Here is a 13,780-nt window from a genome sequence, read left to right as displayed (position 1 = left end):
CCCCCGCACCCCCAGCACCGCATCAAGAGGAGAGACTGTGCCCACTGTGCCCCCGGCCCCGAAGGCTGCCGACGTAGTGGACGTGACCGCGCTGCTGGAGCGCGGCCGGACCCTGGCCACTCCGGTGCTGCGGACGGCGATCGACCGTCTCGCGGCCCCCATGGACACCGTCTCCGCCTACCACTTCGGCTGGATCGACGCCGAGGGCAACCCCGCGGCCGGCGACGGCGGCAAGGCCGTACGCCCCGCGCTCGCCGTCCTGTCCGCCGAGGTCACCGGCGCCGACCCCGAGGTCGGCATCCCCGGCGCGGTCGCCGTCGAACTGGTGCACAACTTCTCGCTCCTGCACGACGACCTGATGGACGGCGACGAACAGCGCCGCCACCGCGACACCGTCTGGAAGGTGCACGGCCCCGCCCAGGCCATCCTCGTCGGCGACGCCCTGTTCGCGCTGGCCAACGAGATCCTCCTGGAACTCGGCACCGTCGAGGCAGGGCGTGCCACCCGCCGCCTCACCACCGCGACCCGCGCCCTCATCGACGGCCAGGCGCAGGACATCTCCTACGAGCACCGCGACCGCGTCAGCGTGGAGGAGTGCCTGGAGATGGAGGGCAACAAGACCGGCGCCCTGCTCGCCTGCGCCAGCTCCATCGGCGCGGTCCTCGGCGGCGCGGACGACCGCACCGCCGACACCCTGGAGAAGTACGGCTACCACCTCGGCCTGGCCTTCCAGGCCGTCGACGACCTCCTCGGCATCTGGGGCGACCCGGAGGCCACCGGCAAGCAGACCTGGAGCGACCTGCGCCAGCGCAAGAAGTCCCTGCCCGTCGTCGCCGCCCTCGCGGCGAGCGGCCCGGCCGCCGAACAGCTCGGTGACCTCCTCGCCGCCGACGCGAAGAGCAGCGACTTCGAGAACTTCTCCGAGGAGGAGTTCGCCGTCCGCGCCGCCCTGATCGAACAGGCGGGCGGCCGGGAGTGGACCGCCGAGGAGGCGCGCCGGCAGCACACCATCGCCGTCGACGCGCTGAACGCCATCGACATGCCCGACCGGGTGCGCGCGCAGTTCACGGCGCTCGCCGACTTCGTCGTCGTACGGAAGAGATGATCACTATCGGTCGAATAAGCCTCGCGTAGTCGCCGGCCGGCGCCGCGTTCCAGCGGCGCACGGCCGACGGCGGACCCACAGCAGAGACATGCCACTTTGCACGAAGGGGAAGCCATGACAGCGACGACCGACGGAAGCACCGGGGCACCGCCGCCCCGCGCTGCCTCGGCCAGCGAAACCGACACCGACACCCCAGTGGCGGCAGGGGTTCAGGATGCCGCCGCGCGTGCCGTGAGGCGCGCCACCGATCATCTGCTCGCGCGGCAGGACGCCCAGGGCTGGTGGAAGGGCGACCTCGAGACCAACGTCACCATGGACGCCGAGGACCTCCTGCTCCGCCAGTTCCTGGGCATCCGCGACGAACAGACCACCCAGGCAGCCGCGTTGTTCGTCCGCGGCGAGCAGCGCGACGACGGCACCTGGGCCACCTTCTACGGCGGACCCGCCGATCTCTCCGCCACCATCGAGGCGTACGTCGCCCTGCGGCTGGCCGGGGACACCCCGGACGCGCCGCACATGGCGAAGGCGTCCGCCTGGATCCGCGACCGGGGAGGCATCGCCGCCGCCCGGGTCTTCACCCGGATCTGGCTCGCCCTGTTCGGCTGGTGGAAGTGGGACGACCTCCCCGAACTCCCGCCGGAACTCATCTACTTCCCGAAGTGGATGCCGCTCAACATCTACGACTTCGGCTGCTGGGCCCGGCAGACCATCGTGCCGCTCACCATCGTCAGCGCCAAGCGCCCGGTCCGTCCGGCGCCCTTCCCGCTCGACGAGCTGCACACCGACCCCGAGGTGCCCAACCCGGGCAAGTCCCTCGCCCCGCTGATCAGTTGGGACGGCACCTTCCAGCGGCTCGACAAGGTCCTGCACGGCTACCGCAAGGTCGCGGTGCGCAGGCTGCGCAAGGCGGCCATGAACGCCGCCGCCCGCTGGATCATCGAGCGCCAGGAGAACGACGGCTGCTGGGGAGGCATCCAGCCGCCCGCCGTCTACTCGGTGATCGCCCTGCACCTGCTCGGCTACGACCTCGAACACCCGGTCATGCGGGCCGGGTTGGAGTCCCTGGACCGCTTCACCGTGTGGCGCGAGGACGGCGCACGGATGATCGAGGCCTGCCAGTCGCCGGTGTGGGACACCTGCCTCGCCGTCATCGCCCTCGCCGACGCGGGCGTGCCCGCCGACCATCCCCAACTGGTCAAGGCCGCCGACTGGATGCTGGGCGAGCAGGTGGTCAGACCCGGTGACTGGTCCGTCCGCCGGCCCGAACTGCCGCCGGGCGGCTGGGCGTTCGAGTTCCACAACGACAACTACCCCGACATCGACGACACCGCCGAGGTCGTCCTCGCGCTGCGCCGCGTCCGGCACCACGATCCGGAGCGGGTCGAGAATGCCATCGGGCGCGGGGTCCGCTGGAACCTCGGTATGCAGTCGAAGAACGGCGCCTGGGGTGCCTTCGACGTCGACAACACCAGCTCGCTCCCCAACAAGCTGCCGTTCTGCGACTTCGGCGAGGTCATCGACCCGCCGTCCGCCGACGTCACCGCGCATGTCGTGGAGATGCTCGCCGTCGAGGGCATGTCCCACGATCCGCGCACCCGGCGCGGCATCGAGTGGCTGCTCGCCGAACAGGAGGCCGACGGCTCGTGGTTCGGCCGCTGGGGAGTCAACTACGTCTACGGCACCGGCTCGGTGGTGCCCGCGCTGACCGCCGCGGGTCTGGCCGCCGGGCATCCGGCGATCCGGCGCGCGGTGGGCTGGCTGGAGAAGGTCCAGAACGAGGACGGAGGCTGGGGCGAGGACCTGCGCTCCTACCACGACAGCAAGGGCTGGAGCGGCCGGGGTGCCTCCACCGCCTCCCAGACGGCCTGGGCGCTGCTCGCCCTGCTGGCAGCCGGGGAGCACGACTCCAAGGCCGTCGAACGAGGTGTCGAGTGGCTCGCCGCGACCCAGCTGCCGGACGGCTCCTGGGACGAGCCGTACTTCACCGGCACCGGCTTCCCCTGGGACTTCTCCATCAACTACCACCTCTACCGCCAGGTCTTCCCGCTCACCGCGCTCGGCCGGTACGTCCACGGAGAGCCGTTCGCCGAGTCGTCCGGCAAGGTCAAGGGGGGTTGATGGACAGGCAGCCCGAGCCGGCCCCGCTGCTGATCGCCTGTGCGCTCGGCATCGAACGGCTCGCCCTGCGCCGGGGCACCCGCGGCGACGGGCCCGTCACCGTGCTGCGTACCGGCATGGGGCCCGAGGCGGCCGAGGCGGCCGTCACCCGGGCCCTCGCCGACCCGGCGCTGCGCGACGCCGTCGTGCTGGCCACGGGCTTCTGCGCGGGACTCGCCCCCGGGATGCACCCCGGTGACCTGGTGGTCGCCGAGGAGACCCGGGACCCGCGCGGCGTCACGCGCTGTGACGGCGTCGAACTTCTCGTCAAGGAACTGGTGCGTACCGTCCCCGGGCGCACCGTCCACACCGGCCCTCTCACCGGCTCCGACCACGTCGTACGAGGTCACGAACGGTCGGATCTGCTCGCGACCGGCGCGATCGCGGTCGACATGGAATCGGCGGCCACGCTCCACAGCGCCGTGCGCACGGGCGTGCGCCCGGTTGCGGCCGTACGGGTGGTCGTGGACGCTCCAGAACATGAACTCGTCCGGATCGGCACGGTACGCGGTGGAATATCGGCTTTCCGCGTTCTTCGTTCGGTCCTTCCCGCTTTTGTCGAATGGCACCGTTCCTTGCTGCTCCCCAGGAGGTGAGTCAGATGGCCATGCCGCTCCGCCAGACCATCAAGATCGCTACATATTTGGCCGAACAGAAACTCCGCAAGCGGGAGAAGTTCCCGCTGATCGTCGAACTCGAACCGCTCTACGCCTGCAACCTGGCGTGCGAGGGCTGCGGCAAGATCCAGCACCCGGCCGGGGTGCTCAAGCAGCGCATGCCGGTCGCGCAGGCCGTCGGAGCGGTCCTCGAATCCGGGGCGCCGATGGTGTCCATCGCGGGCGGCGAGCCTCTGATGCACCCTCATATCGACGAGATCGTGCGGCAGTTGGTGGCGAGGAAGAAGTACGTCTTCCTCTGCACCAATGCCGTGCTGCTGCGCAAGAAGATGGACAAGTTCAAGCCCTCGCCGTTCTTCGCCTTCGCCGTGCACATCGACGGTCTGCGTGAGCGGCACGACGAGTCCGTGGCGAAGGAGGGGGTGTTCGACGAGGCCGTGGCCGCCATCAAGGAGGCGAAGAAGCGCGGTTTCCGGGTCACCACCAACTCGACCTTCTTCAACACCGACACCCCGCAGACCGTCATCGAGGTGCTCAACTTCCTCAACGACGACCTCCAGGTCGACGAGATGATGATCTCGCCCGCCTACGCCTACGAGAAGGCCCCCGACCAGGAGCACTTCCTGGGCGTCGAGCAGACCCGCGAACTGTTCAAGAAGGCCTTCGGCGGCGGCAACCGGCGGCGCTGGCGGCTCAACCACTCCCCGCTCTTCCTGGACTTCCTGGAGGGCAAGGCCGACTTCCCGTGCACGGCGTGGGCGATCCCGAACTACTCGCTGTTCGGCTGGCAGAAGCCCTGCTACCTGATGAGCGACGGGTACGTGACCACGTACAAGGACCTCATCGAGAAGACCGACTGGGACGCGTACGGCCGTGGCAAGGACGACCGGTGCGCCAACTGCATGGCGCACTGCGGCTACGAGCCGACGGCAGTCATGGCCACCATGGGGTCCCTGAAGGAGTCGCTGCGCGCCATGCGCGAGACCGTCGCGGGAAACAGGGAGTGACGTCGTGACCGCCGTCTCCTTGGGCGTCCCCCAGGTACCGGTCCGTCCGATCGCCGAGCGCCGGGTCTCCCGGCGCATCGAGGTCGGGCCGGTGGCGGTCGGGGGCGGGGCCCCGGTGTCGGTCCAGTCGATGACGACGACGCGTACGTCGGACATCGGCGCCACGCTCCAGCAGATCGCCGAACTCACCGCGTCCGGCTGCCAGATCGTCCGCGTCGCCTGCCCCACGCAGGACGACGCGGACGCCCTCGCCACCATCGCGCGCAAGTCGCAGATCCCGGTGATCGCCGACATCCACTTCCAGCCGAAGTACGTGTTCGCCGCGATCGAGGCCGGCTGCGCGGCCGTTCGCGTCAATCCCGGCAACATCAAGCAGTTCGACGACAAGGTGCGGGAGATCGCGCGGGCCGCGGGCGACCACGGCACGCCGATCCGGATCGGGGTCAACGCCGGTTCCCTGGACCGGAGGTTGCTCCAGAAGTACGGGAAGGCGACGCCGGAGGCGCTCGTGGAGTCGGCGCTGTGGGAGGCGTCGCTGTTCGAGGAGCACGGCTTCCGGGACATCAAGATCTCCGTCAAGCACAACGACCCGGTGATCATGGTGAACGCCTATCGGCAACTCGCCGAACAGTGCGACTACCCGCTGCACTTGGGTGTCACCGAGGCCGGTCCCGCCTTCCAGGGGACCATCAAGTCCGCTGTGGCCTTCGGGGCGTTGCTCAGCGAGGGCATCGGGGACACGATCCGGGTCTCGCTGTCGGCGCCGCCCGCCGAGGAGGTCAAGGTCGGCATCCAGATCCTGGAGTCGCTGAACCTGCGGCAACGGCGGCTGGAGATCGTGTCCTGTCCGTCCTGCGGGCGGGCCCAGGTCGACGTCTACAAGCTCGCCGACCAGGTCACGGCCGGTCTGGAGGGCATGGAAGTGCCGTTGCGTGTCGCCGTCATGGGGTGTGTGGTCAACGGCCCGGGCGAGGCGCGGGAGGCGGACCTCGGGGTCGCCTCAGGCAACGGCAAGGGGCAGATCTTCGTGAAGGGCGAGGTCATCAAGACCGTGCCCGAGTCGAAGATCGTGGAGACCCTGATCGAGGAGGCGATGAAGATCGCCGAACAGATGGAGCAGGACGGCGTCACGTCGGGGGAACCGGCGGTCACCGTGAGCTGAACAGCAGCACGGGCTGACGAGTACGGAAGAAGAGGGGGCCCGAGCGTGACGATTCTGGAGAACATCCGGGGACCACGCGACCTGAAGGCGCTGTCCGAGGCGGAACTCGGTGAACTGTCCGACGAGATACGGGAGTTCCTGGTGCACGCGGTCGCCAGGACCGGCGGCCATCTCGGGCCCAATCTGGGGGTGGTGGAACTCTCCATCGCGCTCCACCGGGTCTTCGAGTCACCGGTCGACCGCATCCTGTGGGACACCGGCCACCAGAGCTACGTACACAAACTCCTGACAGGGCGTCAGGACTTCTCCAAGCTGCGCGGCAAGGGTGGCCTGTCCGGCTATCCCTCGCGGGAGGAGTCCGAGCACGACGTCATCGAGAACAGCCACGCGTCCACCGCGCTCGGCTGGGCCGACGGGCTCGCCAAGGCCCGTCAGGTGCAGGGCGAGAAGGGGCATGTCGTCGCGGTGATCGGCGACGGCGCGCTCACCGGCGGGATGGCCTGGGAGGCGCTCAACAACATCGCGGCGGCCAAGGACCGCCCGCTGATCATCGTCGTCAACGACAACGAACGCTCCTACTCGCCGACCATAGGCGGCCTCGCCAACCACCTCGCGACCCTGCGGACCACGGACAGCTACGAACAGGTGCTGGCCTGGGGCAAGGACGTACTGCTCCGCACCCCCGTCATCGGCAACACCATCTACGAGTCGCTGCACGGCGCGAAGAAGGGGTTCAAGGACGCGTTCGCGCCGCAGGGCATGTTCGAGGACCTGGGGCTGAAGTACGTCGGCCCGATCGACGGGCACGACATCGGGGCGGTGGAGTCCGCGCTGCGGCGCGCGAAGCGGTTCCACGGGCCCGTGCTCATCCACTGCCTGACGGAGAAAGGGCGCGGTTACGAGCCCGCACGCTCGCACGAGGAGGACCACTTCCACACCGTCGGCGTGATGGACCCGCTCACCTGCGAGCCCCTCGCGCCCTCCAACGGGCCTTCCTGGACCTCGGTGTTCGGCGACGAGATCGTGAGGATCGGGGAGGAGCGGGACGACGTCGTCGCGATCACGGCGGCCATGCTGCACCCCGTGGGCCTCGGCAAGTTCGCCGAGCGGTTCCCCGACCGGGTGTGGGACGTCGGGATCGCCGAGCAGCACGCGGCCGTGTCGGCGGCCGGACTGGCGACAGGGGGTCTGCATCCGGTCGTCGCCGTGTACGCCACCTTCCTCAACCGTGCCTTCGACCAGCTGTTGATGGACATCGCGCTGCACCGGTGCGGGGTGACCTTCGTACTGGACCGCGCCGGTGTCACGGGAGTTGACGGAGCGTCACACAACGGCATGTGGGACCTCTCCATCCTCCAGGTCGTTCCCGGGCTGCGGATCGCCGCACCGCGCGACGCCGACCAACTCCGGGCCCAGCTGCGGGAGGCGGTGGCCGTCGACGACGCGCCGACGCTGATCCGGTTCCCCAAGGAGTCGGTGGGGCCGGCGATCGAGGCGGTCGGCCATGTGGGCGGGATGCATCTGCTGCACCGGTCCGAGAAGGCCGCCGACGTGCTGCTGGTGGCCGTCGGGGTGATGGCGCCGGTGTGTCTCCAGGCCGCCGAGCTGCTGGAGGCGCGCGGCATCAACTGCACGGTCGTGGACCCGCGTTGGGTCAAGCCCGTCGATCCCGCGCTGCCGGGCCTCGCCGCCGAACACCGCATGGTGGCCGTCGTCGAGGACAACAGCCGCGCGTCCGGGGTCGGAGCGGCGGTCGCGCTGGCCCTCGGTGATGCCGATGTCGACGTGCCCGTACGGCGGTTCGGGATCCCGGAGCAGTTCCTCGCGCACGCCAAGCGCGGTGAGGTGCTCGCCGACATCGGCCTCACGCCCGTCGAGATCGCGGGACGGATCAGCGCGGGGCTGGCCGCCAAGGAAGAGCTGTCCAAGGAAGAGCCGCCCAAGGGGAAGGCCAAGGAGAAACAGGAATGACGACCGCTGAACCCGGTTCCCCGTCGGGGGAGTTCGACCTCGGCGCGCTGCTGGCCGAGCGCGGCGCCGAACGCTACGAGCTGCACGCCAAGCACCTCAACCACCAGCTCCCGCGCATGCTGCACACCATCGGCTTCGACAAGGTCTACGAGCGGGCCGAGGGCGCGTACTTCTGGGACGCGGACGGCGACGACTACCTCGACATGCTCGCCGGGTTCGGGGTGATGGGCCTCGGCCGCCATCACCCCGTGGTCCGCAAGGCACTGCACGACGTCCTCGACGCCCAGCTCGCCGACCTCACCCGCTTCGACTGCCAGCCGCTGCCCGGACTGCTCGCGGAGCGGCTCCTCACCCACAGTCCGCATCTGGACCGGGTGTTCTTCGGCAACAGCGGCACGGAGGCGGTGGAGACCGCGCTGAAGTTCGCCCGGTACGCCACCGGGAAGCCGCGCGTCCTGTACTGCTCGCACGCCTTCCACGGCCTGACCACCGGCTCCCTGTCGGTGAACGGCGAGGACGGCTTCCGGGACGGCTTCGCCCCGCTGCTGCCCGACACCGCCGTACCGCTCGGTGATCTCGACGCCCTGGCACGGGAGTTGAAGAAGGGTGACGTGGCCGCCCTGATCGTCGAGCCGATCCAGGGCAAGGGCGTGCACGAGGCGCCCACCGGATATCTGCGCGCCGCCCAGGAGTTGCTGCACAAGCACAAGGCGCTGCTCATCGCGGACGAGGTGCAGACGGGCCTCGGCCGGACCGGCGATTTTTACGCCTATCAGCACGAGGAGGGGGTCGAGCCCGATCTGGTGTGCGTGGCGAAGGCGCTCTCCGGCGGATATGTGCCCGTCGGTGCCACACTCGGCAAGGAGTGGATCTTCAAGAAGGTCTACTCGTCGATCGACCGTGTCCTCGTGCACTCGGCCAGCTTCGGGGGCAACGCCCAGGCCATGGCGGCGGGCCTAGCCGTGCTGTCGGTCATGGAGAACGAGCAGATCGTCGCCAACGCCCGTGCCACCGGGGACCAGTTGAGGACCAGACTGGCGGCGCTGGTCGACAAGTACGAGCTGCTGGCCGACGTACGCGGCCGGGGCCTGATGATCGGCATCGAGTTCGGGAAGCCCAAGTCGCTGAAGCTGCGCAGCCGTTGGACCATGCTCCAGGCCGCCCGCAAGGGGCTCTTCGCCCAGATGGTCGTCGTACCGCTGCTGCAACGGCACCGGATCCTGACCCAGGTCTCCGGCGATCACCTGGAGGTGATCAAGCTCATTCCGCCGCTCGTCGTCGGGGAGCGGGAGGTGGACCGGTTCGTGGACGCCTTCACCGCCGTGATGGACGACGCGCACGGCGGGAGCGGGCTGATGTGGGACTTCGGGAAGACGCTGGTCAAGCAGGCGGTGGCCAACAGGTAGGAGAGGGAGGCGGGTCGCCGGGGAGATTTTTGCCTCTGAGGCAAGAGATTTGCCTCAGAGGCAAGGCTGCGGCTGAATGGAGGCATGAGCCTTCCCGAGGAGTCCGGGCCGGTCGAGAACCTGCCCGTCGTCGCACCGCAACTACGTGCGCTGCGCCGCAGGGCCGCCCTCACCCTTGAGGCCGCGGCCCGGGCCGCCGGGCTGTCGCCCGCCCACCTCTCCCGGCTGGAGACCGGGCAGCGCCAGCCCTCGCTGCCGATGCTGCTCGGGCTCGCCCGTATCTACGGTACGACGGTTTCCGAACTGCTCGGTGAGACAGTCGCCGACCGGGACGCCGTCGTACGCGCCGGCGACATGGAGCCGACGGCCGCGGGCGGCTGGTCGTACTGGCAGGCCGGTGCGTCCGGACGCGGCATGCAGGCGCTGCGCGTCCATGTGCCGTACGGGGCGCAGGGCGACATCGTGCGCGTCCACCCCGGCGAGGAGTGGCTGTACGTCCTCAAGGGGCGGCTGCGGCTGCGCCTCGGGGACACCGCGCACATCCTCGCGCCGGGGGACAGCGCGCACTTCGACTCGCTGACCCCGCACCGGCTCGCCGCCGACGGCCGTGACGGCACCGACCTGCTCTTCGTCCACACCCTGCTGCAGAGCCCCACCGCCGGGCTCTGCCTCGGCCCGACCCCTGGAGTCACGCCATGACCGACATGGAAGAGAAGTTCCCCCGGGCCCTATGGGTCCGGCTGATCATCTACATCGCGGTCGGGCACGTCTTCGCGGCCTTCATCTACCTGCTGTTCGAGGTGGGCGCGAACCAGTAGCCCCCACAGGCGGCGGGCTCAGTCAAGGAGCCGCTCGCGCAGCCGCTCCCGGGTCTCCGGGCTGACGCCCAGCCCCTGCGCCAGATAGCTGTCGACGCTGCCCCAGGTCTCCTCGACGGCCTCCATGGCGGTCGTCAGATACTCGGGGCGGGTGCCGAACAACGGGTTGAGCAGCTCCAGGACCTCGGGGCTGTAGGCCTGTGCGTCGGAGCTGGTGCGGCGCACCCGGTAGCGGCGGTGCTGGGCGTTCGACTCCATGTAGTCGGCCACGATGGCGTCGCGCTCCACCCCGACGGCGAGCAGCGTCACCGCGATGGACAGACCCGCGCGGTCCTTGCCGGCCGCACAGTGCATCAGGGCCGGGACGCTGTCCTCGGCCAGCGCGTGGAGCATCCGGGAGTGCTCGGTCGTGCGGTCCCGGATGATCTCGCGGTAGGAGTTGATCATCCGCTGCTCGCCCTTGCCGTCGGCCAGCAGGCTGCGCAGCTCGTCGAGATCGCCGTCCCGGACCATCTTCCAGAACTCCGCGCCGTGCGCCGGGTCGGACAGCGGGATGTTCACGTTGCGCACACCGGGCAGCTCGACGTCCTGCCCCTCCAGTTTGATGTCCGCCGCGTTGCGGAAGTCGAAGATCGTGTGCAGCCCGAGGGAGCCGAGGAACGCCGCGTCCTCGTCGGTCGCGTGGGCGAGATGACCGCTGCGGAACAGCCGCCCGGGCGCCACCCGCCGGCCGTCCACGGTCGGCAGTCCGCCCACGTCACGGAAGTTTCGTACGCCGCCCAGCTCGGGCTCGGTCGACGGGACCTGCTGCGTCACGAGGGCTCCCTCCCACACCGCCCCGCGGACGCTGCTCGTCGACGGGCGCGCTTCGACGATACGACATGGGTGAACAGGCCAAGGAGTTTTCCACAGGCGTTGCCGTCGAGGGCCGTGGCGCCGATGATGTTGAGACTTGGGCGTGCCTGTTCGGATCTGTGGGGACATGATGCTGGAAATCGCCGGAACCGGTCGTACGTGGCTTCTCTCGGGGCCCACGAGCAGTTACGCCGTCCATCTCACCGAGGACGACGAGCTGCTGCATCTGCACTGGGGCCCGCGGATCGCCCTCGCCGACGCGGAGGCGCTCGCCGTCCGTCCGCTGCCGGACTACTGGCCCTTCGAGTCCCCGCTCGACGGCCGCGAGGAGTACCCGGTCGAGGGCGGCCCCCGTTTCGTGAGGTCCGCGCTGTCCGTGCGGACCGACGAGCGCCGGGGCACCGAATGGCGGTTCGAGGCGTACGAGGCCGAGGGGGACGAACTCCGGCTGACGTTCCGGGACACCGGACTGGTCATCACGCTCCACTACCGGATGCGCCATGACGTGGTGGAACGCTGGGTGGCCCTCACCCATGACGCGCCCGACGGAACCGGCCCCCTGGAGCTGCTCCGCGCCGACTCCGCCACCTGGACGCTCCCGGAGCGCGACGGCTGGCGCCTCTCCCAGCTGCACGGGCGCTGGGCCGCCGAGTCCCGGCTCGTGAGGACTGACCTCACCTACGGTGAGAAGGTCATCGGGAGCCGGCGCGGTCACACCGGGCACCAGCATCTGCCCTGGGTGGCGCTCGACACCGATGCGACCGAGGAGCGCGGCGAGGTGTACGCGTGCGCGCTCGGCTGGTCCGGGTCCTGGCGGATCGCCGTCGCCCAACTGCCCGACGCGCGCGTGCAGATCACCGGCGGGGCGGGGTACGACGACTCCGGGCTGCTGCGGCTGTCGGCTGGGGACTCATTCGTCACGCCGGTCTTCGCGGGGCTGTGGACCGATTCCGGGCACGGTGGGGCGAGCCGGGCGTGGCACGCGTACCAGCGCGCGTTCGTCGTCCCGGACGCCGACCGGGACCGGCCCGTGCTCTACAACTCCTGGGAGGCCACGGAGTTCGACATCTCCGAGGAGCAGCAGGGGACACTGGCCCGGCGGGCCGCCGCGATCGGCGTCGAGCTGTTCGTCGTGGACGACGGCTGGTTCGGGACCCGCACCAGCGACCGGGCCGGCCTCGGCGACTGGACGCCCAACCCCGATCGCTTCCCGGCGGGGCTGAAGCCGCTCGCCGAGTACGTGCACGCCCTGGGGATGCAGTTCGGCATCTGGGTCGAGCCCGAGATGGTCAACCCGGACAGCGACCTGTATCGCGCGCACCCCGACTGGGTGCAGTTCCAACCGGGACGAAAGCGGACGGAGTTCCGCAATCAGCTCGTACTGAACCTGGCGCGCGAGGATGTCCGGCAGTACCTCTGGGAGCAGCTCGACGGGCTGCTCTCCAGCGCCCCGATCGACTATGTGAAGTGGGACTTCAACCGCTGCTTCACCGACGCCGGCTGGCCCGGCGAGGACTATCCGCAGCGCCTGTGGGTCGACCACGTGCACGGGTTGTACGCCCTGCTGGACCGGCTCCGGGCCACCCACCCGGATGTCGCCTTCGAGTCCTGCTCGGGCGGCGGTGGCCGGATCGACCTCGGGGTCCTCGCCCGTACGGACCAGGTGTGGACCTCCGACAACACGGATCCGCTGGACCGGCTCGCCATCCAGGAGGGCTTCAGCCAGATCCATCCGGCGCGGGTCATGGCCGCCTGGGTCACCGACAGCCCGAACACCCAGCTCAACGGCCGGGTCAGCTCGCTGCGGTTCCGGTTCGTGAGCGCGATGGCCGGGGTGCTCGGCGTCGGCGGCGACCTCACCGAATGGACCGAGGAGGAACTGGCCGAGGCGGGGGAGTGGGTGGGGCTGTACAAGGAGATCCGGCCCGTCGTGCAGCGCGGCGACCTCTACCGGCTGCGACGGCCGACCGGCGGACTGAGCGCGGTGCAGTACGTGCTGGGGGACGAGATCGTCGTCCTCGCCTGGCTCCAGGCGCAGCACCACGGTGAGCCGCTCCCGGCGCTGCGACTGCGCGGACTCGACCCCTCGGCGACGTACGAATGCCGCGAAACGGGCGAAGTCCACCGGGGTGCCGTGCTGTTGCACCACGGGCTGCGGACCGGGCTCAAGGGTGACCTTGATGCGGCAATTTTCCGTCTGCGTCGCATCTGATCCTCCTGCCCGATATGGCGCCTATGGTGCCTTCATTCCAACTCGCCTGGGAATAAAGGTTGCTGTGAATCGGGCGAGTGAGCAGCGTCATATCCGTGACCGTGTGTCGCCGTCATGTTCACGTAATTTCGGCGTGTTTTAAGGGAGTTCGAGGGGCGGAAAGATCCGTAATTCACGGACAGTGACCGGGAATTCTGGGGAGGACCACAGGAAACCCGTACACAGGGAACCCGAGGCTTGTTTCTGTGCGTCTTGGTCGCTTACGTTCGCCACCAATCCGGACGGACGCCCAATCCTGCCGCCGCCCGGAGCCCGCATCGAACACCCGACAACGGCAGGAGCGGGGGACCCACAGGTAGAACGCCTGTTCCGGTCTCTGGAACAGGCTTGGGGTTAAGTCACGTTCAGGCGTGGCCGGACATCTCCAGTCCGCACCCGACAGCTCACCTCGCAGGCGACGGAGAGGAATT

Annotated in this window: 11 protein-coding genes and 1 riboswitch; of the genes, 10 read left to right on the top strand and 1 reads right to left on the bottom strand. The window is 69.5% G+C overall.

Going from position 1 to position 13,780, the window contains the following annotated elements; translation table 11 throughout:
• Positions 1–37: 37 nt before the first annotated feature.
• The 9 genes from ACFYXF_RS18960 to ACFYXF_RS18920 all read left to right on the top strand — a co-directional run bounded on the left by ACFYXF_RS18960 (position 38) and on the right by ACFYXF_RS18920 (position 10,243).
• Positions 38–1,105: a polyprenyl synthetase family protein gene (locus ACFYXF_RS18960; RefSeq protein WP_389350723.1), complete on the top strand. Its 1,068-nt coding sequence runs from the start codon at positions 38–40 to the stop codon at positions 1,103–1,105.
• A gap of 114 nt (positions 1,106–1,219) precedes the next feature.
• Complete coding sequence (gene shc, locus ACFYXF_RS18955; protein WP_389350722.1) at positions 1,220–3,223, top strand: squalene--hopene cyclase; 2,004 nt, start codon at positions 1,220–1,222, stop codon at positions 3,221–3,223.
• Positions 3,223–3,858: a 1-hydroxy-2-methyl-2-butenyl 4-diphosphate reductase gene (locus ACFYXF_RS18950; RefSeq protein WP_389350721.1), complete on the top strand. Its 636-nt coding sequence runs from the start codon at positions 3,223–3,225 to the stop codon at positions 3,856–3,858. The genes shc and ACFYXF_RS18950 overlap by 1 nt, the downstream gene beginning before the upstream one ends.
• 5 nt (positions 3,859–3,863) lie before the next feature.
• Entirely contained in the window at positions 3,864–4,886 is a 1,023-nt protein-coding gene (gene hpnH, locus ACFYXF_RS18945; RefSeq protein ID WP_389350720.1) for an adenosyl-hopene transferase HpnH, read from the top strand.
• 4 nt (positions 4,887–4,890) lie between these two features.
• Positions 4,891–6,048 carry a flavodoxin-dependent (E)-4-hydroxy-3-methylbut-2-enyl-diphosphate synthase gene (gene ispG, locus ACFYXF_RS18940; RefSeq protein WP_389350719.1) on the top strand — a complete coding sequence of 386 codons (1,158 nt, stop codon included), beginning with the start codon at positions 4,891–4,893 and terminating at the stop codon, positions 6,046–6,048.
• A gap of 45 nt (positions 6,049–6,093) precedes the next feature.
• A complete protein-coding gene (gene dxs / locus ACFYXF_RS18935) occupies positions 6,094–8,019 on the top strand; it encodes a 1-deoxy-D-xylulose-5-phosphate synthase (RefSeq protein WP_389350718.1) in 1,926 nt (641 codons plus the stop codon).
• Entirely contained in the window at positions 8,016–9,425 is a 1,410-nt protein-coding gene (locus tag ACFYXF_RS18930) for an aspartate aminotransferase family protein (protein ID WP_389350717.1), read from the top strand. Before dxs ends, ACFYXF_RS18930 begins: the two co-directional genes overlap by 4 nt.
• An 84-nt stretch (positions 9,426–9,509) precedes the next feature.
• Positions 9,510–10,124 carry a helix-turn-helix domain-containing protein gene (locus ACFYXF_RS18925; protein WP_389350716.1) on the top strand — a complete coding sequence of 205 codons (615 nt, stop codon included), beginning with the start codon at positions 9,510–9,512 and terminating at the stop codon, positions 10,122–10,124.
• Positions 10,121–10,243: a DUF6126 family protein gene (locus tag ACFYXF_RS18920; RefSeq protein WP_369030970.1), complete on the top strand. Its 123-nt coding sequence runs from the start codon at positions 10,121–10,123 to the stop codon at positions 10,241–10,243. Before ACFYXF_RS18925 ends, ACFYXF_RS18920 begins: the two co-directional genes overlap by 4 nt.
• Positions 10,244–10,261: 18 nt before the next feature.
• Here the strand turns inward: ACFYXF_RS18920 and ACFYXF_RS18915 are convergent, their stop codons facing one another.
• Complete coding sequence (locus ACFYXF_RS18915; protein ID WP_389350715.1) at positions 10,262–11,059, bottom strand: tyrosine-protein phosphatase; 798 nt, start codon at positions 11,057–11,059, stop codon at positions 10,262–10,264.
• 169 nt (positions 11,060–11,228) lie between these two features.
• On the opposite strand from ACFYXF_RS18915, the gene ACFYXF_RS18910 reads away from it, so the two are divergent.
• Complete coding sequence (locus ACFYXF_RS18910) at positions 11,229–13,310, top strand: alpha-galactosidase (RefSeq protein WP_389350769.1); 2,082 nt, start codon at positions 11,229–11,231, stop codon at positions 13,308–13,310.
• A 292-nt stretch (positions 13,311–13,602) separates the two neighbouring features.
• A riboswitch (cyclic di-AMP (ydaO/yuaA leader) is annotated at positions 13,603–13,780 on the top strand.

Source organism: Streptomyces sp. NPDC002680 (genome assembly GCF_042889145.1).
GTDB lineage: Bacteria > Actinomycetota > Actinomycetes > Streptomycetales > Streptomycetaceae > Streptomyces > Streptomyces adonidis.
The sequence above is the reverse complement of the archived record's forward strand: the minus strand, read 5'-3'. Positions and strand labels throughout refer to the sequence as shown.

Bases quoted from the DNA above. Each gene is read 5' to 3' on its own strand.
- shc (WP_389350722.1), top strand. From the start codon at position 1,220: ATGACAGCGACGACCGACGGAAGCACCGGGGCACCGCCGCCCCGCGCT.
- ACFYXF_RS18950 (WP_389350721.1), top strand. From the start codon at position 3,223: ATGGACAGGCAGCCCGAGCCGGCCCCGCTGCTGATCGCCTGTGCGCTC.
- hpnH (WP_389350720.1), top strand. From the start codon at position 3,864: ATGGCCATGCCGCTCCGCCAGACCATCAAGATCGCTACATATTTGGCC.
- ACFYXF_RS18930 (WP_389350717.1), top strand. From the start codon at position 8,016: ATGACGACCGCTGAACCCGGTTCCCCGTCGGGGGAGTTCGACCTCGGC.
- ACFYXF_RS18925 (WP_389350716.1), top strand. From the start codon at position 9,510: ATGAGCCTTCCCGAGGAGTCCGGGCCGGTCGAGAACCTGCCCGTCGTC.
- ACFYXF_RS18920 (WP_369030970.1), top strand. From the start codon at position 10,121: ATGACCGACATGGAAGAGAAGTTCCCCCGGGCCCTATGGGTCCGGCTG.
- ACFYXF_RS18910 (WP_389350769.1), top strand. From the start codon at position 11,229: ATGCTGGAAATCGCCGGAACCGGTCGTACGTGGCTTCTCTCGGGGCCC.